Origin of the sequence: Devosia limi DSM 17137, from assembly GCF_900128975.1 — a bacterium.
GTDB lineage: Bacteria > Pseudomonadota > Alphaproteobacteria > Rhizobiales > Devosiaceae > Devosia > Devosia limi.
The window spans coordinates 305,746-327,728 of record NZ_FQVC01000003.1 but is presented as its reverse complement, the minus strand read 5'-3'; the positions used below and the strand labels follow the sequence as shown (position 1 = coordinate 327,728).

At 63.6% G+C, this 21,983-nt stretch carries 25 protein-coding genes and 1 other RNA gene; 14 read left to right on the top strand and 12 right to left on the bottom strand.

What is annotated here, in order from left to right:
* Positions 1 to 3: 3 nt before the first annotated feature.
* The 8 genes from BUA69_RS07100 to tkt all read right to left on the bottom strand — a co-directional run bounded on the left by BUA69_RS07100 (position 4) and on the right by tkt (position 8,219).
* Positions 4 to 597 (bottom strand): thiamine phosphate synthase, encoded by a 594-nt coding sequence (locus tag BUA69_RS07100; RefSeq protein WP_046133692.1) that lies wholly within the window; start codon positions 595 to 597, stop codon positions 4 to 6.
* Positions 598 to 804: 207 nt separating this feature from the next.
* A complete protein-coding gene (locus tag BUA69_RS07095; RefSeq protein WP_046133693.1) occupies positions 805 to 1,833 on the bottom strand; it encodes a class I fructose-bisphosphate aldolase in 1,029 nt (342 codons plus the stop codon).
* Positions 1,834 to 1,950: 117 nt separating this feature from the next.
* Positions 1,951 to 2,463, bottom strand: a complete 513-nt coding sequence (locus tag BUA69_RS07090; RefSeq protein WP_046133694.1) for a GNAT family N-acetyltransferase — start codon at positions 2,461 to 2,463, stop codon at positions 1,951 to 1,953.
* On the bottom strand, positions 2,463 to 3,665 hold the full coding sequence (locus BUA69_RS07085; protein ID WP_046133695.1) for a phosphoglycerate kinase: 1,203 nt from the start codon (positions 3,663 to 3,665) through the stop codon (positions 2,463 to 2,465). Before BUA69_RS07085 ends, BUA69_RS07090 begins: the two co-directional genes overlap by 1 nt.
* 212 nt (positions 3,666 to 3,877) lie before the next feature.
* Positions 3,878 to 4,411, bottom strand: a complete 534-nt coding sequence (locus BUA69_RS07080) for a putative glycolipid-binding domain-containing protein (protein ID WP_052950340.1) — start codon at positions 4,409 to 4,411, stop codon at positions 3,878 to 3,880.
* A gap of 67 nt (positions 4,412 to 4,478) precedes the next feature.
* A complete protein-coding gene (locus BUA69_RS07075; protein ID WP_046133696.1) occupies positions 4,479 to 5,087 on the bottom strand; it encodes a GyrI-like domain-containing protein in 609 nt (202 codons plus the stop codon).
* Positions 5,088 to 5,195: 108 nt separating this feature from the next.
* Positions 5,196 to 6,203, bottom strand: a complete 1,008-nt coding sequence (gene gap / locus BUA69_RS07070; protein ID WP_046133697.1) for a type I glyceraldehyde-3-phosphate dehydrogenase — start codon at positions 6,201 to 6,203, stop codon at positions 5,196 to 5,198.
* Positions 6,204 to 6,245: 42 nt separating this feature from the next.
* Positions 6,246 to 8,219, bottom strand: coding sequence for a transketolase (gene tkt, locus BUA69_RS07065; RefSeq protein WP_052950341.1), 1,974 nt, complete (start codon positions 8,217 to 8,219; stop codon positions 6,246 to 6,248).
* Positions 8,220 to 8,455: 236 nt separating this feature from the next.
* On the opposite strand from tkt, the gene BUA69_RS07060 reads away from it, so the two are divergent.
* Positions 8,456 to 8,737: a DUF4164 family protein gene (locus BUA69_RS07060; protein ID WP_046133698.1), complete on the top strand. Its 282-nt coding sequence runs from the start codon at positions 8,456 to 8,458 to the stop codon at positions 8,735 to 8,737.
* Between the two features lie 155 nt (positions 8,738 to 8,892).
* Positions 8,893 to 9,270: a cell division protein ZapA gene (locus BUA69_RS07055; protein ID WP_046133699.1), complete on the top strand. Its 378-nt coding sequence runs from the start codon at positions 8,893 to 8,895 to the stop codon at positions 9,268 to 9,270.
* A 135-nt stretch (positions 9,271 to 9,405) separates the two neighbouring features.
* Here the strand turns inward: BUA69_RS07055 and BUA69_RS07050 are convergent, their stop codons facing one another.
* On the bottom strand, positions 9,406 to 10,350 hold the full coding sequence (locus BUA69_RS07050) for a lytic transglycosylase domain-containing protein (RefSeq protein WP_052950342.1): 945 nt from the start codon (positions 10,348 to 10,350) through the stop codon (positions 9,406 to 9,408).
* A 120-nt stretch (positions 10,351 to 10,470) separates the two neighbouring features.
* Here BUA69_RS07050 and ssrS point away from each other — a divergent pair.
* The 5 genes from ssrS (at position 10,471) to BUA69_RS07025 (ending at position 14,506) form a co-directional block, all read left to right on the top strand.
* Positions 10,471 to 10,629, top strand: a non-coding RNA gene (ssrS, locus tag BUA69_RS07045) — 6S RNA.
* A gap of 27 nt (positions 10,630 to 10,656) precedes the next feature.
* The gene (locus BUA69_RS07040; RefSeq protein WP_046133700.1) at positions 10,657 to 11,244 is read left to right on the top strand and encodes a 5-formyltetrahydrofolate cyclo-ligase; all 588 of its coding nucleotides are present in this window, start codon (positions 10,657 to 10,659) and stop codon (positions 11,242 to 11,244) included.
* Positions 11,241 to 12,056: a TIGR00282 family metallophosphoesterase gene (locus tag BUA69_RS07035; protein ID WP_046133701.1), complete on the top strand. Its 816-nt coding sequence runs from the start codon at positions 11,241 to 11,243 to the stop codon at positions 12,054 to 12,056. The genes BUA69_RS07040 and BUA69_RS07035 overlap by 4 nt, the downstream gene beginning before the upstream one ends.
* Positions 12,057 to 12,236: 180 nt before the next feature.
* A complete protein-coding gene (locus BUA69_RS07030) occupies positions 12,237 to 13,652 on the top strand; it encodes an alanine/glycine:cation symporter family protein (protein WP_046133852.1) in 1,416 nt (471 codons plus the stop codon).
* 107 nt (positions 13,653 to 13,759) lie between these two features.
* Positions 13,760 to 14,506, top strand: a complete 747-nt coding sequence (locus BUA69_RS07025) for a YebC/PmpR family DNA-binding transcriptional regulator (RefSeq protein WP_046133702.1) — start codon at positions 13,760 to 13,762, stop codon at positions 14,504 to 14,506.
* Here BUA69_RS07025 and BUA69_RS07020 read toward each other — a convergent pair.
* Both BUA69_RS07020 and BUA69_RS07015 read right to left on the bottom strand, forming a co-directional pair.
* Positions 14,503 to 15,351, bottom strand: coding sequence for a GGDEF domain-containing protein (locus BUA69_RS07020; RefSeq protein WP_072866497.1), 849 nt, complete (start codon positions 15,349 to 15,351; stop codon positions 14,503 to 14,505). The two genes, BUA69_RS07025 and BUA69_RS07020, sit on opposite strands and share 4 nt — an antisense overlap.
* 99 nt (positions 15,352 to 15,450) lie before the next feature.
* The gene (locus tag BUA69_RS07015; protein WP_160300086.1) at positions 15,451 to 16,140 is read right to left on the bottom strand and encodes a GGDEF domain-containing protein; all 690 of its coding nucleotides are present in this window, start codon (positions 16,138 to 16,140) and stop codon (positions 15,451 to 15,453) included.
* A gap of 243 nt (positions 16,141 to 16,383) precedes the next feature.
* Here BUA69_RS07015 and ruvC point away from each other — a divergent pair, with 243 nt between their 5' ends.
* The 6 genes from ruvC to ybgC all read left to right on the top strand — a co-directional run bounded on the left by ruvC (position 16,384) and on the right by ybgC (position 20,343).
* Positions 16,384 to 16,890 carry a crossover junction endodeoxyribonuclease RuvC gene (gene ruvC, locus BUA69_RS07010; RefSeq protein WP_046133703.1) on the top strand — a complete coding sequence of 169 codons (507 nt, stop codon included), beginning with the start codon at positions 16,384 to 16,386 and terminating at the stop codon, positions 16,888 to 16,890.
* On the top strand, positions 16,887 to 17,504 hold the full coding sequence (gene ruvA, locus BUA69_RS07005; protein WP_046133704.1) for a Holliday junction branch migration protein RuvA: 618 nt from the start codon (positions 16,887 to 16,889) through the stop codon (positions 17,502 to 17,504). Before ruvC ends, ruvA begins: the two co-directional genes overlap by 4 nt.
* The gene (gene ruvB / locus BUA69_RS07000) at positions 17,501 to 18,541 is read left to right on the top strand and encodes a Holliday junction branch migration DNA helicase RuvB (protein WP_046133705.1); all 1,041 of its coding nucleotides are present in this window, start codon (positions 17,501 to 17,503) and stop codon (positions 18,539 to 18,541) included. Before ruvA ends, ruvB begins: the two co-directional genes overlap by 4 nt.
* Positions 18,538 to 19,047 carry an NUDIX hydrolase gene (locus tag BUA69_RS06995; protein ID WP_052950343.1) on the top strand — a complete coding sequence of 170 codons (510 nt, stop codon included), beginning with the start codon at positions 18,538 to 18,540 and terminating at the stop codon, positions 19,045 to 19,047. The genes ruvB and BUA69_RS06995 overlap by 4 nt, the downstream gene beginning before the upstream one ends.
* Before the next feature lie 94 nt (positions 19,048 to 19,141).
* Positions 19,142 to 19,954: a metallophosphoesterase gene (locus BUA69_RS06990; RefSeq protein WP_160300087.1), complete on the top strand. Its 813-nt coding sequence runs from the start codon at positions 19,142 to 19,144 to the stop codon at positions 19,952 to 19,954.
* Positions 19,951 to 20,343: a tol-pal system-associated acyl-CoA thioesterase gene (gene ybgC / locus BUA69_RS06985; protein WP_046133707.1), complete on the top strand. Its 393-nt coding sequence runs from the start codon at positions 19,951 to 19,953 to the stop codon at positions 20,341 to 20,343. The genes BUA69_RS06990 and ybgC overlap by 4 nt, the downstream gene beginning before the upstream one ends.
* Before the next feature lie 167 nt (positions 20,344 to 20,510).
* Here the strand turns inward: ybgC and BUA69_RS06980 are convergent, their stop codons facing one another.
* Positions 20,511 to 20,951 (bottom strand): CHRD domain-containing protein, encoded by a 441-nt coding sequence (locus tag BUA69_RS06980; protein ID WP_178371392.1) that lies wholly within the window; start codon positions 20,949 to 20,951, stop codon positions 20,511 to 20,513.
* A gap of 329 nt (positions 20,952 to 21,280) precedes the next feature.
* Between BUA69_RS06980 and tolQ the strand changes: the two genes are divergently transcribed.
* A complete protein-coding gene (tolQ, locus tag BUA69_RS06975; RefSeq protein ID WP_046133857.1) occupies positions 21,281 to 21,982 on the top strand; it encodes a protein TolQ in 702 nt (233 codons plus the stop codon).
* The last annotated feature ends 1 nt before the right edge of the window (position 21,983 follow it).

The following is a 21,983-nucleotide window of genomic DNA, read 5'->3' as shown; positions in this document are numbered from 1 at the left end:
GGTTTACTCCAGCGCCGCAGCGATGGCAGCCAGCGCCGGGCCGGGGGTAGCGGCCGCCCAGATGCTGGTGGAGAGCGCGAGGAATTCGGCACCCTGGCTATCGACCGTCTCGGGCGTGGCGGCGGGATCGCTGAACACGGCGGGCACTTCGAAGGTTTCGGCCCACCAGGCTGCCAGATCCGCAGCCTCGGTGTCGGCCGTGCCATCAAGCGGGCCGAAGAAGACGTAATCGACGTCCATTTCACCAATCGTCATGGCGTCATGGCGCGAGGCGAGGCCTCCGGCGCCGACAATCATGGCGGGCTTGAGGGCGGCGGCGGCTTCCGCGACCGCCGCGGGACCGGCGGTGACATGGACGCCATCGGCACCGAGGCGTTTGGCCAGGTCCAGGTCGTCTTCGACCAGGACAGCGCAACCGGCGCCCTGGCCGACATTGACCACTGCGCGTGCCAGAGTGGTATAGGCCGCGTCATCGCGATCGCCCCGGCGCACCAGGATGGCCGAAACTTCCGCTGATGCGAGCACCCCCATGAGCGTGGCGGGGAAGGTCTGCGGATCGGCGGCGACGGGAGTGATGAGAAAAAGTTGGGCTGCCATGGGCTTCCAGACAATTGACGCAGTGGGTCTATGACGCGCCATTTTGGCGACAAAAGGGACGCCCCTCCATAGGGGATAAATGCCTGCAGATGCAATGGACTGGGGTGGAGGGGGCGAACAAGCCTTGGCGAGGTGCCGCAGGACAGGGAAAGGGCGCGCCCCCGGCAGAGGACGCGCCCAACAGGCTCGGAGCGAATGCGCTGGCGATCAGGCAGCCTTGTCCAGGTCGCCGCTCCACTGGCCGAGGGCGGCAAGGGAGTTCATGTGGGCGCGGTGGGCGAAGGCCGCCTGGGCCTGCGGGAAGTTTTCGCGACGGCCAGCCCAGGTGCGCAAGGCGACGTTCTGCAGGGCACGGCCATAGGAGAAGGTCATCAGCCAGGGCTTGCCGGCGATCTGGTTCATGGCCGAAAGGTGGGCCGTGGCCTCCTCATCGGTCTGACCACCGGAAAGGAAGGCAATGCCGGGAACGGCGGCCGGCACATGTTCGCGCAGGACCGCCACGGTGCGGCGGGCGACTTCTTCCACGCTCGGGCGATCGCGGGAATTGACGCCGGGCAGCACCATGTTCGGCTTCAGCAGCATGCCGCCGAGATCGACGCCGGCGAGGCGCAGTTCCTTGAAGGTGTTTTCCAGCACATCGCCGGTGACGGCGGCGCAACGCTCCAGCGAGTGATTGCCGGGATCGCCATCGCCAACCACTTCGGGCTCGACCACGGGGACAATGCCGGCTTCCTGGCAGAGAATGGCATAACGGGCCAGGGCATGGGCATTGGCGCGGATATTGTTGCGGGTGGGGGCAACGTCATTGATGGTGATGACGGCGCGCCACTTGGCGAAGCCGGCGCCAAGTTCGGCATAACGCGCCAGGCGCTGGCGCAGGCCATCGAGGCCCTCGGTGATCTTTTCGCCATTGTCGCCCGGCATCGGGAAGGCGCCGCGGTCGACCTTGATGCCGGGGATGACGTCGGCATCGGCCATCATGGCGCGGAACGGGGTGCCGTCGGCAGCGGATTGTTCCAGGGTCTCTTCGGTCAGGATGACGCCGGAAATGTACTGGGTCATGGCTGGGGTCGAGCGGAACAGCATTTCGCGATAGTCGCGACGCAGTTCGAGCGTGTTGGGCAGGTTGATCTTGGCAAAGCGCTTGCCGATGGTGCCCTCGGATTCGTCTGCCGCTAGAATGCCCTTGCCGGGCTCCATGAGTTTCTGGGCGATAGCGTTCAGCGACTTCGTCACAGCTTGACCTCGGTAGTTGGGAACTACCGCGATATTAGACTTTCGTTTTCGCGGGGACGATTAGACGTCCGGTTATACGACGAAAGGCGGGGATTGTCCGGCGATGGCGCGGCCGGTTCAGGCCGCAGCGTAGCGAAACACCAGGCAGGGATCGCCATTGGGCGTGGCAGCGGCGGGATCGTGGACCGCGCCAAGGCGTTGGGCGAGGCGCGCGGAGCGATGATTGTCGGGATCGACATAGGAAACCAGGCTGGGCAGGGCGAGCGCGCGGGCAAAGCTCAGGGCGGCCGTGGCCGCCTCGAGCGCGTAGCCATGGCCTTCGTGAGCGCCAAACAATACCCAGCCGAGTTCGGTTTCGGGGAATTCGGGCGGCCGGGTAATGGCGACTTCGCCAATGCATGCGCCGGTCGCGGCGAGTTCGATCGCCCAGGCGCCAAAACCCATGATCGGCCAATGGCCGATCGTGTTCATGAAACCCTGCCAGACCTGCATTTCGGCGAGCGGCCCACCGATATAGCGGGAGCGCTCGGTCTGATAGATTTCGACCAGATGGTGGAAGTCGTCGCGGCGATAGGCCCGCAGCAGCAATCGCTCCGTCCGGATGGGCGGAGCGATCAGGTGCTGCGGCATCAGGCCTTCAGCGCTTCGACGCCGGGCAGGGGCTTGCCTTCCATCCATTCGAGGAAGGCGCCGCCCGCGGTCGAGACATAGGTGAAGTCGTCCTTGACCCCGGCATGGGCCAGGGCTGCGACGGTGTCGCCGCCGCCGGCCACCGAGATCAGCTTGCCGTCATGGGTGCGCTTGGCCACGTGCTTGGCGATCGCGACCGTGCCGGCATCGAAGGGGTTCATCTCGAAAGCGCCCATCGGGCCGTTCCAGATGACGGTATTGGCATCATCGATGGCGGCGTTGATGCGGTCGATCGAGATCGGGCCGATATCGAGGACCATGCCGTCGGGATCGATGGCGTCGACGCCATAGAGGCGCGTGGGGGTATCGGCCTTGAAGTGCCAGGCGACGACAGCGTCGATGGGCAGGATGATGGCGCAGCCGCTATCGATGGCCTTGTCCATGATGCGCAGCGCGGTCTCGGCCAAATCCTTTTCAGCGAGGGACTTGCCGACGCCATGGCCCTGGGCATGCAGGAAGGTATTGGCCATGCCGCCGCCGATGACGAGGGCATCGACCTTGGCGACGAGGTTTTCCAGGAGGTCGATCTTGGAGGAAACCTTGGCGCCGCCGACAATGGCGATTACGGGCTTTCTGGGCTTGCCGAGGCCGGCCTCGAGCGCGTCCAGCTCGGCTGCCATGGCGAGACCGGCGGCGGCGGGCAGCAGGTGCGCCAGCGCTTCGGTAGAGGCATGGGCGCGGTGGGCAGCCGAGAAGGCGTCGTTGACATAGATGTCGCCCAGGCTGGCCATGCGCTTGGCCAGTTCGACGTCATTGGCTTCTTCGCCGGGGTGGAAGCGGGTGTTTTCCAGCACGAAGACGCTGCCGGCGGGGGCGGCTTCGATAGCGGCTATGGCGGCGGTCATATCGGTCCAGTCGGTGGGAATGAAGCCCACGGGATGGCCGGTCAGGTCGGCGACGGAAGCGCAGACGATCTCGAGCGAGAATTCGGGATCGACCTTGCCCTTGGGGCGGCCGAAATGGGAGAGCAGGATCACCTTGCCGTCATGCTTGACGATCTCGCGGATGGTGGGCACCAGCCGTTCGATGCGGGTGGCATCGGTCACTTTGCCATCGGCAACAGGAACATTGAGATCGGCCCGCAGCAGCACGCGCTTGCCGTTGAGATCGAGGCTGTCGAGGGTTTTGAATGCCGACGTCATGGTATCGCCCTTTGTACTTTGCGCCATTCGACCCCGGCGCTTTAAGGGCTTGGCGTAGCAGAGCAGCGCGAATGGGGGAAGTCACCAGCGTGGGTTTCGTGTGCCGGCAGGATATTTCCTAGCAGGCTCAGCGGCGGGAAAAGAATGGATTCCCGCCGGCGCGGGAATGACCCGGTGGGGGAGACGCAGGCCGGCGCATGGACGTTCCGGCGCTAGAGTGTGCGGGTGAACAGGCCGGGATAGTCGACGACCAGGTGGTCGGCATCGACCTCCAGCACGCGCTCGAAATCGGCGGACTGGAAGCGGAAGTGGGTGGCGTCGAGCTGGGTGTAGATCTGCTCGCTGCGCTTGACGGTCATCGCATCGCCGTCGATCCAGGCCATGGCGAAGCGCTGGGGTTGCTGGGGCGTCCATTGGCAGCGCCAGAGGGGCAGGGAATTGGTCAGGGGTGTCGGCCAGATGTCGATATCCAGGCAGCCCTTGAGCGCTGAAAGCGGCTCGGCGCGATCATCGGACCAATTGCCGGCGCCATCGGAAAACAGCTCCAGCACGGCGCCGTCGGTGCGTTCGAGTTTTACCGTGCGGACGCGCTCAGTGTCGTCGAGCTTGATGCGGTAGAACAGGCCGTAATCGGGCGTGATGATCGTGCCGCGAATGCGGGTGTCGCGCTCGGTGGAGATGACGTGGCAATGCTCGAGCGTAGTGGGATCGAGACCACGCCAGCGGATTGAACGATCAAGGCTCATGCTCGGTGTCGCCGTTGCTTTTTCCCGGCGACAATTGCTGGTGCAGATGTGTTTGGCAAGCAGCGGGTCAGGCGGGACGGACGGGTTGGCGGAGGATGGTCTTGAGCTTTTCTGGCGCGGTGCGCCTGGCGTCGCTCAGATAGATTTCATGATGATGGCCATTGCGGACCAGGCGTCGCGTCGGCATCTCGACATCGTGCAGATGTGCCAGCACGGGCCCTTCGTCATCATAGGAGCCAGTATGCAACACCTGCAGGCTCAGGCCCTCGGCATAGCGCTCCAGTCGAAAGGTCGGGGGCGGCTCGCCCAATTTCCTGGCTGACTTAGCGGTGGCGGCGTCAAACATGGCTGGCGTGACGAAATCGGGCGCCATGATCATCATGGCCCAGCGCCAATTCTCCTTGCGGCGGGCGACGAAGTCATGGGGATCATCGGCCCACCACAACCCCTCCAGCGGCGGCACGACATAGTCCTTGCCGAGCGACGCCTTGCAGGCGAATTTCAGTGCATAGCTGGTGGAGTAGAGCCATTCGATGGCGGTTCTATAGGCGGGCGCGGTGTTGGGATTGCCGTGGCCGTCCACCATGACGAAGGTCATTGCGGGCACGTCGATCAGCTCGATCGTCCTGCTGGCCTGATAATGCGTGAGCGCACGGCTGAAATTGATCTTGTCCATAGGGCCCTCCTGCGCTGGTGCTTAGGGGCTCATGCTGCCAGATCCTGTCAGCATGACAAAGGGCGCCCCATTGTTGGGGCGCCCTTGAAAAATGGTGGAGTCGAAAGCCTAGAGGGTCTTGCCGAGGGCGACAGCGGTGTCGGCCATGCGGTTGGAGAAGCCCCATTCATTGTCGTACCAGGAGAGCACGGCGACGAAATTGCCATCCATCACCTTGGTCTGGTCCAGTGCGACGGTCGAGGAATGGCTGTCGCCATTGAAGTCGATCGAGACATTGGGGTGGATGGTGTAGCCGAGGATGCCCTTGAGCGAGCCATCGGCATATTTGCGCACGGCTTCGTTGATCTCGTCAGCGGTGGTGTTGCGCTTGGCGATGAACTTGAAGTCGACCAGCGACACGTTGGGGGTCGGGACGCGCACCGAGACGCCATCCAGCTTGCCCTTGAGCTCGGGCAGGACCAGGCCGATGGCCTTGGCAGCGCCGGTCGAAGTCGGGATCTGGCTAAGCGCAGCCGCACGGCCGCGATAGAGATCCTTGTGCATGGTGTCGAGGGTCGGCTGGTCACCGGTATAGGAATGGATGGTTGTCATCATTCCCTTTTCGATGCCGACGGTCTCGTTCAGCACATAGGCGAGCGGGGCCAGGCAATTGGTGGTGCACGACGCGTTGGAGACAACGATGTGCTCCTTGGTCAGCTTGTCGTGGTTGATGCCGTAGACGACCGTGAGGTCGGCGCCATCGCCGGGAGCCGAGATCAGCACCTTCTTGGCGCCGGCCTTGAGGTGGGCAGCGGCCTTGTCGCGCGACGTGAAGATGCCGGTGCATTCCAGCGCGATGTCGACGCCAAGTTCGGCATGCGGCAGATCGGCCGGATCGCGAACGGCGGTCACCTTGATCGGGCCGCGGCCCACATCGATGGTGTCGCCATCAACGGTCACGGTGCCCTTGAAGCGGCCGTGAACGCTGTCGAAGCGGAACAGGTGGGCATTGGTCTCGACCGGGCCGAGATCATTGATGGCCACGACTTCAATGTCGGTGCGGCCGCTTTCGATGATGGCGCGCAGGACATTGCGGCCGATGCGGCCAAAACCATTGATGGCGACGCGAACTGCCATGGGAGCTCCTAGAAATTGAAGTCAGGGGAGAGTTTGGGTCTCTTACAACTGTGCGGTGACGGCTTCAACAATGGCTTTTGGCGTAAGACCAAAGAACGCATAGAGGTCGTCGATGGGGCCGGAAGCGCCGAACGAGTTCATGCCGACAAAGCGGCCCTTGTCGCCCAGGAGCTTATCCCAGCTCATGGAGATGCCGGCTTCGATGGCAACGCGGGCCTTGGCCTTGCCGAGCACTTCGGCGCGGTAGGCGTCGGGCTGCTTGGCGAAGAGTTCCATGGACGGCACCGAGACGACACGGGCCGAGATGCCCTTTTCGGCCAGGGCCTTCATGCCTTCGATGGCGATGGCGACTTCCGAGCCAGTGGCGAAGATCACGGCTTCCGCATCGAGATCGCCGACCAGGGTATAGGCGCCGCGGGCCGACTTGTTTTCCATGGTGTATTCGGTGCGCACGGTCGGCAGGTTCTGGCGCGAGAGTGCCAGGATCGCCGGAGCGGTTTCGCTCTCCATGGCCAGCTGCCAGCATTCGGCGGTTTCGACCGCGTCTGCCGGGCGGAAGACCAGAAGGTTGGGAATGGCGCGCAGGGCCGAGAGATGCTCGACCGGCTGGTGGGTCGGGCCGTCTTCGCCCAGGCCGATGGAATCGTGGGTCATCACATAGATGACGCGCTGGCCCATCAGAGCGGAGAGGCGGATGGCCGGGCGGGCATAGTCGGTAAAGACCATGAAGGTGCCGCCATAGGGGATCAGGCCGCCATGCAGTGCAATGCCGTTCATCGCGGCGGCCATGCCATGCTCGCGGATGCCATAGCGCATGTAGCGGCCCGTGCGGTCCTCGGCGGTGAAGGGCAGGGTCTCGGGCGTATTGGTCAGGTTGGAGCCGGTGAGATCGGCCGAGCCGCCCAGGGTCTCGGGGACGGCCTTGTTGATGACTTCGAGGGCCATCTGGCTGGCCTTGCGCGAAGCAACCTTGGGCTTATCTTCGGACAGCTTCTTCTTGTAGGTGTCCATGGCTTCGAGAAAGCCAGCTGGGAGCGTGCCATTCATGCGGCGCTCGAATTCGTCCTTCTTGGCGGAAGCCGCCAGACGGGACTGCCACTCGCCACGCACGTTCTGGCTGCGGGTGCCGGCAGCGCGCCAGGCCGACAGCGTCTCGGACGGGATTTCGAAAGCGGGATAGGTGATGCCGAGTGCTGCCTTGGCGCCAGCCAGTTCCTCGGCGCCGAGGGGCGAGCCGTGCACCTTTTCCGAACCAGCCTTCTTGGGGGCGCCGAAACCGATCGTGGTCTTGGCGGCAACCAGCGTTGGCAGATCCGATGCCTTGGCAGCGAGCAGCGCCTTTTCGACCGCATCCTGGTCGTGACCGTCGACTTCGATGGTGTTCCAGCCCGATGCCTTGAAGCGGGCGATCTGGTCGGTGGAGTCCGAGTTGGATACCGCGCCGTCGATGGTGATGTTGTTATTGTCCCAGATGATGGTCAGCTTGTTGAGCTTGAGGTGACCAGCCAGGGAAATTGCTTCCTGGGAGATGCCTTCCATCAGGCAGCCGTCGCCGGCGAGGCACCAGGTGTGGTGATCGACCAGATCGGCGCCGAACTCGGCGGCCAGCTTGGCTTCGGCCACGGCCATGCCGACGGCATTGCCCACACCCTGGCCGAGCGGGCCGGTGGTGGTCTCGATGCCCTGGGCGAAATGGTATTCGGGGTGGCCAGCGGTCTTGGAATTGAGCTGACGGAAATTCTTGATCTGATCGATCGTCATGTCCTCGTAGCCGAGGAGGTAGAGCGAGGAATAGAGCAGCATGGAGCCGTGACCGGCCGAGAGGACGAAGCGGTCGCGATCAGCCCATTTGCTGTCGGCGGGATCGAACTTCATCACCTTGGTGAACAGGACGGTGGCGATATCAGCGCAGCCCATGGGCAGACCCGGATGGCCGGAATTGGCCTTCTCGACCGCATCCATAGAGAGGGACCGGATCGCGTTGGCCAAATCGTTCTGGTGGGCTGTGTTCGTCATCGGGCGTTCGCTCTTTTGCTGGCGTCGGAACAGGGGAGAAAAGCCGCTCGGGCTCCTCCCAAAGGCGGGTTCGAGGCATAACAGGTTCGGCTTGCCTGTCAATGATGCCGCGGGGCGGCAAGGCGGTCCAGACTATAGCAATAGGTGGGATGAGCACCCCATTGGCGGTTGCATTGGGGCGTGTCGTGGGGCTTAGTATTGGAGCCGGAATCGCGGCGCATTGAGGCTTGATTGCGATGAGTGACACAGGGCTGGAAGACGGGATCGAAGCAGCCAATGCACGGTTCGACCGGGCCATGGCCAGGCTGGAGACCAGTGTCAGAAGTCTGAACAGCCGCATGCGTTCGCTTAACCGCATCGAAGTCGATACCCAGCGCCTGGTGACCGAACGGGCCCGTCTGGCGACGGAACTGGACAAGACCGCAGCGCGCGCCAAGCGCCTCGATGACAGCGCTCACGACGTGTCGCGCCGCCTGGTCGAGGCCATGGAGACGGTCCGCGAAGTGCTGGCGAAATGAGCTGGGCTGATATTCAGGTCATACCGGCCTGCAAGTACCCGTCTTCTGCGCTTCCGGTGCTCACGTACCCGCAATACGCTGCGCTCCGGTTCTCGAAGCCCGCCATTTTCGGCTCGGTCTAACCTGAATCTCAACCCAGCTCAGGAGTAATCCGCGTGCCCGAAGTCAATGTCGAGATCAATGGCCGCAAATATCGCATGGCCTGCGAAGAGGGCCAGCAGAAGCATCTGATCGGACTGGCGGCGCGCTTCAACGAACAGGTCGAGGGGCTCAAAGGCTCGGTCGGCGAGATCGGCGATAACCGGCTGACGGTGATGGCCGGGATTGCGGTGCTGGACGAGCTGGTCGAGGCCGAGCGCAAGATCGCCGAATTGCAGACCGAAGTGACGGTGCTGACCCGCGCCGGCCAGGAAATCGCGGCAGAGGCGGAAACGCTCGAGCACCAGTTTGCGAGCAAGCTGGGTGAAGCTGCCCGCAAGCTGGAAGCGGTCGCCAATGCGATCGACGATACGGCGACGCTGCCGCAGGGCTAGGCTGGAATTCCGGTAGTGATGGGGTTTGTAACCCGCGCGGTGTCATTCGCGCTGGCATCTGCGTTCGGTCCGTTGAGGATGATCCGGTAGGCGAGGCGCGCGTAGGGCGACACTGTCAAATGCTGGGTAGTGGGCTCAGCTGCGGTTGCGTTGGACGATACACTGACCACCGGCGGCGCGCAGGCGGGCGCAGAGGGCTTCGGCCTCCTGGCGGGTCTGTCGGCCGACCATGGCGGAAAAGCGCGTGCGGGTGCCGAAATTGGGATTGCGGACCGAAATCAGCATCAGTTCTTCGGGGCCGAGAATGGCGCCAAAACGAGTCTGGGTGCGCTGGAACGATTGGCGGGCAATATCGCGGGAGAAGTTCTGGGCGATCAGCACCCCCCAGGGCTGCCAGCTGCCAAAGGTGCCGCCGAGATCGGGCATGGGGACAGCGGCGGCCATCTGGATGCAGGCGTCGTGAAAGCCCTGTTCGGGGTGAAGGGCGTAGTCGACGGGCTCGGGCGCCGCATCGATCCAGTAGTCGATGGAGCGGCCGGTGATGATCCGGACGAAGTCGCGGGTTTCGAAGGGCACGCCGCCTCCGGCATTGACGAAGCGCGAGATGCGGCCCTCGCCGGAATTGTAAGCCGCGGCGGCAAGGCCGAGATTGCCGTATTTGCCTTCGAGAAAACGCAGATATTCGGCGGAGCGGGCCAGCGCTTCAGCGGGATCGAATGGATCGGCCAGGGCTCGCAATCGGGCCGTGCCGGCCATGAACTGGGCGATGCCCTGGGCCCCGGCGGGGCTGATGGCCTGCGGATCGAAGCGGCTTTCCTGCCAGATCAGCCGGGCAAAGAAGGCCTCGGGCAATTGCCAGTGGTCGGCAAAGGTGGAAATGGCGCTGCAGACATCGGCGGTATAGCTGGTTTCGCTGATGCAGACCGGGGCCAGCCCGAGGGTGAAGCAGGCGGCGTCATCATCGGGCTCATCGGAGACGGCGAAGGCCGGGGGCGTGACGGGCAGGCAGAGGAGCAGGCAGAGCAGAAGCCTGCCGCAGGAGCGTCCGAAACGGCTGATGGATCGGGCCAGCTTGGTCATTGACGGAAGGCTAGAGGGGGTATTGCGGCGGGGCAAGCGGCTGCGGCAACAGGGATCGTCACAAATGCGGGTTTGAACGCAAATGGCGCTTTGCACCGGAGGGGGGAACACACTATATCTGTGGGGCTGCCCGGTGCGTGATGGATACCTATATCCCCGGGGCCTTAACGATCCTAAGGGAGCTGTCCCTGACTGAGCTCCTGGGCTCAGACATACGGCGCCCACCTACGTAAAGTAGGTTCCCGGGATCGTGTATCACACGGCCAGGGTGGCACCTGATTTTGGAAGACGGGTAAGCAGCGCTGCATGGTTGACGACACTATCGAACAAGCCAAAGCAGCGCTGCGGATCAAGGCTCACGCGGCGCGCGCAGCCCTGACGCCGTCCGACCGGGCCGACGCCGCGCTGGCAGCGGCCGAACACTTCTTCAACGCCCTGACGCTGCAGCCGGGACAGATCGTGGCCGCCTATTGGCGCATCCGCGACGAGCTGGATTGCCAGCCGATTCTGGTGCGGTTGATGGACAGCCTGCAGCCCGTGGTGCTGCCGGTGGTGATGGGGCCCGAAGAGCCGCTGGAACTGCGGGTGTGGGAGCAGGGCGCCGCGCTCTATCCCGCCGGGTTCGGCACGCTGGCGCCGTCCGAACTGGCGCCGCAGGCCGTGCCGGACGTGGTGCTGATGCCGCTATTGGGCTTTGACGCCATGGGGACGCGGCTGGGTTATGGCGGTGGCTATTATGACCGCACGCTGGCCGGGCTCGCCAAGAAGCCCCTGCTCATCGGGTTGGCCTTTGCCGCCCAGGAAATCGACACTATTCCGCGTGAGGAACACGACATTCCACTCGATATCATCGTCACCGAGGCCGGTGTGCGCCATTTTGGCGCCAGCGCATGAAGCTGCTTTTTCTGGGCGACGTGATGGGGCGTTCTGGCCGCGATGCGGTCAATGAGCGCCTGCCGGGCATTATCGAGCGGTTCGGCTTCGACTTCGTCGTGGTCAATGGCGAGAATGCCAGCCATGGCAAGGGGCTGACCGAGGCGCATTTCAACGCCATCCGCAATGCCGGGGCCGATATCGTGACGCTGGGCGACCATGCGTTCGACCAGCGCGAGACGATTTCCTATATCGAGCGCGAGAACACGCTGATCCGGCCGATCAACATGCCGCCGGGCACGCCGGGGCGCGGCGCCATGTTCGTGGAGGGCCGCAATGGTCATCGCGTGCTGGTGATCAATGCACAGGGCCGGGTCTTCATGCCGCCGATCGATGACCCGTTCCGGGCAGTCGAGGCGGCCGTGGCGGCGTGTCCACTGGGCGAGCAGGCCGATGCCATCGTGGTGGATTTCCATACCGAGGCCACGTCGGAAATCCAGGCCATGGGGCAGTTTCTCGACGGCAAGGTCAGCCTTGTCGTTGGAACGCACACCCATATTCCGACCGCCGATCACCGGGTGCTGCGCGGTGGTACAGCACTGATGGCCGATGCCGGGATGTGCGGGGACTTTGACTCGATCATCGGCACCGAGATGGACGAGCCGCTGAACCGCTTCCTGACCGGCATTCCCAATGGGCGGTTCACTCCGGCCGAAGGCGAGGCGACGCTGTGCGGCGTGGCGATCCAGACCGATCCACGCACCGGACTGACGAGCAAGGTATTGCCGCTGCGCATCGGTGGATCGCTGGCGCAGGCGCTGCCCGAGTTCTAGTCGCCACCGGCCTGCCCGGTTGCCGGCGCAGATTTCGCTTGCGGTGATGGAGGTTATCGGCTCCCATTGCATTCTGGACAGCTTGGGCCCCACCCATTGACTGCGAGGACCCGCATGCCCTGAGGCGCTGTGTTGCGCGCCGTGACGTTTGTCTTCATCGCATGAAGGGAAATGGCCGTGCTGGATCCGATCATCAACTTCCTCAACGAGATCTTCTGGGGCTATGTGCTCATCTATGGCCTTTTGGCCGTGGGCCTGTTTTTCACGGTGCGGCTGGGCTTCGTCCAGTTCCTGCATTTCGGGGAAATGTTTCGGGCCGTGATCGGCTCCAGGGCCGGCGACAAGGCGGGGATCACCCCGTTCCAGGCGCTGTGCACGAGCCTGGCCTCGCGGGTCGGGACCGGCAATCTGGCCGGGGTGGCGGTGGCGCTGTATCTGGGCGGGCCGGGCGCGATCTTCTGGATGTGGATGGTGGCGCTGGTCGGCATGGCGACGGCCTATGCGGAATCAACGCTGGCCCAACTCTACAAGACCCGCAATGCGAACGGCGAATATCGGGGTGGGCCGGCCTTCTATATCGCGCGAGGCCTCAATGCACCCTGGGCCGGGGCGGTATTTTCGGTCTGCCTGATCCTGGCCTTCGGGCTGGTGTTCAATGCGGTGCAGGCCAATTCGATTGCCGATGCCATGAACGGGGCGTTCGGGGTCGAGAAGATCTGGGTCGGGGTGGCGCTCGCGGCGCTGACCGCGGTGGTCATTTTTGGCGGGATCCGGCAGATCGCGCGGGTGGCGGAAGTCCTCGTGCCGTTCATGGCCGTCGCCTATCTGCTGGTGGCGCTCTACGTGGTGGCGATCCACATCACCGAAGTGCCGGCCCTGCTGGCGATGATCGTGCGCAATGCCTTCGGTATCGATGCGGCAGCGGGCGGGTTGGCGGCGGCGATGCTGAACGGGGTGAAGCGGGGCCTGTTCTCCAACGAAGCGGGCATGGGATCGGCCCCCAATATCGCGGCGGTGGCGACACCCGATCCGCATCATCCATCCTCGCAGGGCTTCGTGCAGGCGCTCGGCGTGTTCATCGATACGCTGCTGATCTGCACGGCGACGGCGCTGATGATCCTGCTGTCGGGCGTGATGGTCACCAGCAACGAATTGACCGGGACACCGCTGACGCAGGCGGCGATGACGGTGCATATCGGGGGGGCCGGGCAGTATTTTATCGCGGTAGCGATCCTGTTTTTCGCCTTCACCTCGATCATCGGCAATTACTCCTATGCCGAAAATGCGATGACCTTCCTCAAGATGGGCAATAAGGCCGGATTGACCGCGCTGCGGCTGGGCGTTCTGGCGATGGTGGTGTGGGGCGCCTATGAAAGCGTGGTCACGGTGTTCAATGCCGCCGATGCCTCGATGGGGCTGATGGCGACAGTGAACCTGATCGCGATCATGCTGCTCTCGGGCACGGTGGTGAAGCTGACCAAGGACTATGTCGCTCAGCGCAAGGCCAATATTCAGCCGCTGTTCTCGGCTGACGATTATCCCGAACTGGCCGGCAAGATCGACGCGACCATCTGGAACCGGCACGATCCGGGCTGACCGTTCGCGAGCGCCCCTGACCCTGGCAGCAACCTGCCGACTTTATTTTTTGCCATGCTCCCCCTATAAGCGGGCAAATTCTCAGTCAGAAGCTCCGGGGACACGGAATGGCAGGCCACTCACACGCCAAGAATATCATGCACCGCAAAGGCAAGAGCGACGCGGTGCGTTCAAAGGTTTTCTCGAAGTTGGCGCGTGAAATCACCGTCGCTGCCAAGCTCGGCATGCCGGACCCAGCCTTCAACTCGCGGCTGCGCCTGGCGGTGGCCAATGCCCGCGCGCTGTCGATGCCGCGCGACAATATCGAGCGGGCCATCAAGAAGGCCATAGGCAGTGACGGCGAAAACTATGACGAAATCCGCTATGAAGGCTATGGCCCCGGTGGCGTGGCGCTGATCGTCGAGACGCTGACGGACAATCGCAATCGTACCGCCTCCAATGTGCGCTCGTATTTCTCCAAGAATGGCGGCGCCATGGGGGAAACCAATTCGGTCGGCTTCATGTTCGACAAGATTGGCGAGATCACCTATCCGCTCAAGGCCGGCACGGCCGACCAGATCATGGAAGCGGCGATCGAAGCGGGCGCCGACGACGTCGAGAGCGACGAAGAGCAGCACTATATCTACACCTCCTTCGAGGCGATGGTGGAAGTGGCCGCGGCACTGGAAAAGGTGCTGGGCGAAGCTGAATCGGTCAAGGCCATCTGGGAGCCGCAGACCCGCACCCCAATCGATGCCGAAAAGGGCGCAACGCTGATGAAGCTGATCGCCACGCTCGAAGAAGACGATGACGTGCAGAACGTCTATTCCAACTACGAGATGAGCGACGAGGACATGGCCAAGCTCGACGCCTAAGCGCCAGTGCGGTCCAGATAATCGAAGGCGGCGCGGTGAGCGCCGCCTTTTTTGTACGCCTGTGCCAGCGCGATGTCGGAATGGTTGATGTCGGGATGGTCGAGGGCATCGACGATGGTGACGCGATTACGGCCGGCCTGCTTGGCGCCATAGAGGCGCTGGTCGGCGATGCGGAACAGTTCAGAAAAGCTGGCGCGACGAGCAAAGACGGTGCCGCCAATGCTGACCGAAAGGGTATGGCGCCCGCCATTTGGCGCGAAGTCGGCCTGATAGATCGAGGCCCGAATGCGCTCGGCAGCGGCGTGGGCCTCGGCGACATCAACCCGCGGCAGATAGACCCCGAACTCCTCGCCGCCCATGCGCCCCACCAGATCGCCGGGGCGCAGCGTGGCGCGAATGGTGCGGGCGATAATGGTCAGGGCTTCATCGCCTGCATCGTGACCGAACAGGTCGTTGATTGCCTTGAAATTGTCGGCGTCGATCATCAGCAGCGCGCCGCTGGGCTCGGTATTGGGGCGGGCGAGGATGGTGTCGACCTTGGCGGCGAAGGCGCCGCGATTGAGGCAGGCGGTGAGGCTGTCGGTGCGGGCGACAAGGCCCAGCTTGATATTGCTGATGGCCAGGCCGCGCAGGCGCAGGCTCAGATACAGAAACAGCGGCATGCCGATGAGGACGGGCAGGATCAGCGCACTGAGGATGCTGCGCCGCAGCGCCTCCGAACCCAGATCGCTGAAGATCAACGCATTGACGATGGCGCTGATCGCGACAGAGGCAATTGTCCCCAGAAGTGTCCATTTGCCGACGCTCGACCAACTCTGCAGGGCCGTCACAGTCTGGGGGGGCATGGGCGAACTCGCTGAGAAAAATGAAATGATGGCGCCAACTCGAGAGGAGCCGGGCCCGCGCATTGGCAATATTCATAAATCGAGGGCGTCGCGGTGCGCTCAGGCAGCCTGCATCAAGGCAACCCGGTCGCGACCGGTATTCTTGGCTTCGTAAAGACGTTGATCGGCAAGGCGATACAGTTCGGAAAAGCCCTGGCGGCGGCTGAAGGCGGCGCCGCCGATGCTGACCGATAGCGGACAGGGGGTGGCATCGGGGGCGAATTGCAATTGGGAAACAGTGCGGCGAATGCGTTCGGCCACTTCATCGGCCCGGCTGAGATCGGCGCCAACCAGATAAATGCCGAATTCCTCGCCACCCATGCGGCCAACCACGTCGTTGATGCGCACGCTCATGCGGATGGCATTGGCGATCAGACGCAGCGCCTCGTCGCCATGCAGGTGGCCGAAGCGGTCATTGACGGACTTGAACTCGTCGGCATCGACAATCAGTAAGGCGCCACCCTCCGTGCCGGGCGCGACCCGGCGTTCGAGATGACGCGAGACCAGGTTGGTAAAGGCGCGACGATTGAAACAGTCGGTGAGACCATCAATGGTCGCGAGCAGTTCGAGCTGCCGGTTGGCGTGGCGCAACTGCTCGTGCCGCAGGGTCAGGTAGAACATCATCGGCGCGCCGAGCGCGAGCGGCATCAGCAGGGAAATCGCCACGCCGGCAGTATTGAGGCCCTGCGAGAAGGCCTCCATGAACAGGTTGGTCAAAACAATGGAGAGCACGGTCGAAGCAGCCGTCAACAGACCTGTGAATCGCCAGATGCGACGCCAAGTTTGCTTTGGCAATTTCCTGCGGATGTCCGTCATACGCCCCAATCCTTGCATTCCCGGCCGGACACTAGGAGCGGTAGGTTAAAGATGGTGTTTGCGAACTGATTTCAAATTTATCTAATCGCAGTAATCCACCGGTTTTCCATCTCGCTTGTTGCCTCTTTGTTCACTTTGAGCTTGGTAGGTTTGCCGGGCGCGAATAAAGGTGAAGTCATGAACAATGTTGTGCGAATCATCGGGATCGATCCTGGACTGCGGCGCTGCGGCTGGGGCGTTATCGAAACCGAGGGCAATCGGCTGCGCTTTATTGGCTGTGGCACGGTGACACCGCCGGTGGCTGGCGCGCTGGCGGACCGCCTGGCATTTCTGTTTGCCGAGCTGACGCTGTTGCTTGAGCGGTTTTCGCCCGATGAGGCTGCAGTCGAAGAAACGTTCGTCAATGCCGGGGCCCGTTCGGCGCTGCTGCTGGGGCAGGCGCGGGGCGTGGCGCTGATGACGCCGGCAGCGCGTGGCGTGCCGGTGGCTGAATACGCGGCCAACCTGGTCAAGAAATCGGTGGTTGGCGCCGGCCATGCGGAAAAAGGGCAGGTTGGATTGATGGTCAAGACCTTGCTGCCGGCGGCAGATTTCAAGGGGGCGGATGCGGCCGATGCGCTGGCGATCGCCATTTGCCACGCCCACCACCGCGTCGCGGCGCAACGGCTGAGGGCCATGGCATGATCGGCAAGCTCAAGGGACTGGTCGACAGTTTTGGTGACGACCATGTGCTGATCGATTGCGGTGGCGTCTGCTACGAGGCGTTCTGTTCGAGCCGGACGCTTGCGGCCCTGCCGCGGGTCGGCGAGGCGGGCGTGGTGTTTATCGAGACCATCGTGCGCGAGGACATGATCCGGCTCTATGGGTTTTCGAGCGAGGCGGAGAAAGCCTGGTTCAACCTGTTGATGACAGTGCAGGGCGTTGGGGCACGGGTGGCGCTGGCCATCCTGTCGGTGTTGTCGCCGTCGGAGATCTCCAGCGCCATTGCGCTGCAGGACAAGGCGATGATCGGCCGGGCCAATGGGGTCGGGCCCAAGCTGGCGATCCGGGTGGTCACCGAACTCAAGGGCAAGGTGCCGGCGGGTGGCGGGATCGATGCGGGTACGCTGGGGCTGCAGACGGCGCTGGGCGAAGGTAATGCGGCGGGCAATGTGGCCGATGCGGTCTCGGCGCTGACCAATCTGGGCTATTCCAGCGCCCAGGCCTCGGCGGCTCTGGCGCGGATCGTGGCGCGCGAGGGCGAGGAGGTTGCGACCGAAAAACTGATCCGGCTGGGCCTGCGGGAGTTGAGTAATTGAGCAGCATTACCTCCCCCGCCGCCGGACGCGACGATCCACTGGATGTGTCGCTGCGGCCGTCAGGGTTCGCCGATTTCGTCGGGCAGGCCGCGGCGCGGGCCAATCTCGAAGTGTTTATCGAGGCGGCCAAGCGGCGCGGGGCGGCGCTGGACCACGTCTTGTTCGTGGGGCCGCCGGGCCTGGGCAAGACCACGCTGGCGCAGATCATTTCGCGCGAATTGGGTGTGGGTTTCCGGGCGACATCGGGCCCGGTGATCGCCAAGGCGGGGGATCTGGCGGCGCTGCTGACCAATCTGGAAGACCGCGATGTCTTGTTTATCGATGAGATTCATCGGCTCAATCCGGCAATCGAGGAAATCCTCTATCCGGCGATGGAGGATTTCCAGCTCGACCTGATCATTGGCGAGGGGCCGGCAGCGCGGTCGGTGCGGATCGACCTGGCCAAGTTCACCCTGGTGGGGGCGACGACGCGGGCGGGTCTGTTGACGACGCCGCTGCGCGATCGCTTCGGCATTCCGGTGCGGCTGAATTTCTATACGCCCGAAGAACTGGTGCTGATCGTTCAGCGCGGGGCGCGGCTGCTGGGCATGCCGATGGCGCCGGATGGGGCGATGGAAATTGCGCGGCGCTCGCGCGGCACGCCACGTATTGCCGGGCGGCTGTTGCGCCGGGTGACCGATTTTGCGCTGGTGGACGGGGCGGCAGAGATCACCCGCTCGATTGCCGACAAGGCGCTGCTGCGGCTCGACGTGGATGCGCGCGGGCTCGATCAGCTCGACCGCCGCTATCTGACCACCATTGCCGACTTCTATAATGGCGGGCCGGTGGGTATCGAAACCATTGCGGCGGCGCTGAGCGAACCGCGCGATGCGATCGAGGAAATCGTCGAGCCCTATTTGATCCAGCAAGGGTTTATCCAGCGCACGCCGCGCGGGCGGATGCTGACGGGCACGGCATTCCAGCATATGGGGCGCAGTGTGCCGCAGGGCTTTGTCGGCATGCAGACCAGCCTGTTCGAGGAGCCAGAGGGCGAATGAGCGACCGACAGATGCTGAGCTTCCCGTTCGGCAAGCAGCGGTTCAACTATCGGGTGGCGGCGGTCATCGTGGTCGATGGACATGTGCTGGTCTCGCGCGAGGATGATGACGACCATGTGATGCTGCCCGGCGGGCGGGTGGAACTGGGAGAAGCGAGCGCTCTGTCGCTGGAGCGGGAGATAGGTGAAGAGCTGGGTATGCCGGGGGCCGTTGGCGATCTGCTGGCGACGTCGGAAAGTTTTTATTCCCGGGGTGGCGAGGACTTTCACGAGATCGGGCTGTTCTATTGGGCGACCCTGCCGGAGACGGCACGGCCCAATGGTCAATCGCCCTGGCTGGTGCGCTGGGATGAGGGGCACGAGCTTAGGAATCACTGGGTGCCGCTGGCGGGGACAGCGCTGGAGGCAATCAATCTATTGCCACGCTGGCTGCCGGCCCTGCTGCGCAAAATGCCGACTGGACCCGTCCATATCGTTCATGATGAACGGCCGGCGACGCCAATATGAACGGGTTCTGGCGTGAGCGTGAGCGTCCTCTACGCCGAGATGAACATGACCCGGGCGGAACGCCGGGCATGACCGGATGGGAGCGCCGGGCCGCATGACCCATATTGCCCGCTACGCTCCGCGCCTGTCCGGATGGCCCGCAGACCTGGCCCTGCGCATCGTTGCACTCAGCGATATTCATGCCTGTAGGCCGTTCATGGACGAACGCCGCCTGGCTGGCATCTGCGCGGAGGCCAATGGGCTGGCGCCGGACCTGATCCTGCTGCTGGGCGATTATGCGCCGGGGCCGCGGTTCAGCCAGCCGCTGCCGCCCAAAATTTGGGCCGGGGCGCTGGCGCAGCTGGCGGCGCCGCTTGGGGTGCATGCGGTGCTGGGCAATCACGACTATGAGCGGCATCGCGACCAGCGCGTGGCGCAGCGGCCGACAGCGGCCGAGACTGCGCTCGCTGCGGCGGGGATCGACGTCTATATCAACCGGGCGGTTCGCATCGGGATGGGTGAGCGCGGCTTCTGGCTGGCGGGGCTGGGCGACCAGTATGCCTTCATGCCCAAGGGCAGGCGCAACTATGTCCGGGGGTTGGGTGCCGATGACCTCGAGGGCACGCTGGCGCAGGTTACGAGCGATGAGCCAATCATCCTGATGGCGCATGAGCCGGATCTGTTTCCCGATACGCCCGAGCGGGTGGCGCTGACACTATCGGGCCATACGCATGCCGGGCAGATCAGCCTGTTCGGGCGCACCCCGGTCGTGCCGTCCCGGCATGGCAGCCGCTATGTGCATGGCCATTTCAGCGCGGGCCGCAAGCAGCTGATCGTCAGCGCCGGCCTGGGCTATTCCGGGTTGCCGCTGCGGATTGGCACGCGGCCCGAGCTGGTATTGATCGAACTAGGAGAGCCGAGACCGTGACGCATCGTTTTCCCGTCCGCATCTATTATGAGGACACCGATTTTTCGGGGAATGTCTATCACGCTGCCTATCTCAAATTCTTCGAACGGGGACGGACGGAGTTTCTACGGGAAGCGGGGATCCATCATTCCGAGCTGGCGGGGGAGGGTATCGCCTTTGCGGTGCGCTCGATGGTTATCGATTTTGAAGGGGCGGCCCATATCGATGACCTGCTGAGCGTCGAGACTGTGGTCGAGGCGATGAGCGGGGCGCGGTTGACGCTGGCGCAGACAATTATTCGAGATGACAAGGTGCTGACGCGGGCCAAGGTGGTGGTGGTGGCGATCCGTGCGGATGGCAGCGCGGCGCGCTTGCCAGCGGTGGTGCGGGCGCTGGTGACGAAGGGCTGAGGTTTTCACTAGGGGATACTGAAAACGGCGTCATTCCGGCGGAGGCCGGAATCCATGCTGTGGGCGCGTCGGGCGCTGGTTGTGGTTGAGGGCTTTCAGAATGGATCCCGGCCTTCGCCGGGATGACATCGGGGGGGATGGCGCTGGGCCATCCCGGGCGTCGCCAGCTACATGGCGGCGGCGGTGACCTGGCCGCGGATTTCGCCGTCGGGATGGGCGGCGGTGTGAATGTTGAAATACCACATGCCTTCCTGCAGCTGGCCGGCCTGTTCCTCGGTCAGCGTGGCCGTGCCCTCGATGGGGCTGGCAAGGGCACCTTCTATCGGCACGGTGGGGCTGGCATTGGCGGTGGCATCTGCGGGGCCGTGAAAATGGGCCGCGGTGGGCTCGCCGGTCAGGCCGTCATAGGTGATGGTCCATTTGAGCTCCATGGTGTCGGTATCATAGGTCGCCTTGAGTTCGCCGGTAGCGGCGGAATCGGTGGCGGGCACTTCCGATGCGCCATTGAGCATGGCGCTCATATCGATGATTTCAGCATAGGCGGGAGCCGAAGCCAGCATCAGGCCGGCCAGGCTCAGCGCCGCGAGCGAAGCGATGCGGATGGTCATGACAATCCTCCTCTTGATGACCCGCAAGAGCGAATGCGATGGGGCAGCAAGCGCTGTTGCGGTGAAGCCGCAAATGGGTTTGCGACGGCCGGGAACGCGGAGAGTTGAACAGCGGTTCCTTCACTTCTGGGCTAGAGGCCGGGGACGTGAACCTTTGTTAACCAATCCTTGACCATAATTGCGGCAAAGGGACACGGGCCCGGCTCTCTCGCCACCAAAGGCCGGATATCCGGGCATTTCTCTTAAATTTGACAAATTTCGACCCCATCGGCTGAGCCCACGGGGGTCGGGCATGTGGGCCGGGCCGAAAGGATCACTTCATGGAAGCCATGGATGCTGTGGGAGCTGCCGCTCCGCACATGGATTTTTCAATCTGGGGGCTGTTCTGGGCAGCCGACTGGATCGTCAAGTCGGTGATGCTGGGGCTTTTGGGCGCTTCCATCTGGTGCTGGGCCATCATCATCGACAAGACAATGCACTATCGCCGGGCACAGGCCGAGATGAACCGCTTCGAACGCGTGTTCTGGTCGGGCCAGTCGCTTGAAGAACTCTACCAGCAGCAGTCCGAGAAGACGAGCGGCGGGCTGGGGTCGGTTTTCGTGGCGGCGATGAAGGAATGGAAGCGTAGCCACGAGCAGAACGCATCCTCCTTCGTGGGCATGCAGCAGCGGCTGGACAAGGTGCTGGACGTGGCCATTGCGCGCGAAAGCGAGCAGCTGGAAAAGAATCTGGGGTTCCTCGCCACCGTCGGTTCGGCCGGCCCGTTCATCGGGCTGTTCGGCACCGTCTGGGGCATCATGAATGCCTTTACCGCCATCGCTGCATCGTCGAGCACCAACCTGGCCGTGGTTGCTGGCCCGATTGCCGAGGCGCTGTTTGCGACGGCTATCGGCCTGGTCGCGGCTATCCCGGCGGTTATCGCCTACAACAAGCTCTCCAGCGATGCCGGCAAGATGATCGGGCGTCTGGAAGGCTTTGCCGACGAATTCTCGACTATTCTCAGCCGCCAGCTCGAAGCCCGGAGCAAGTAGC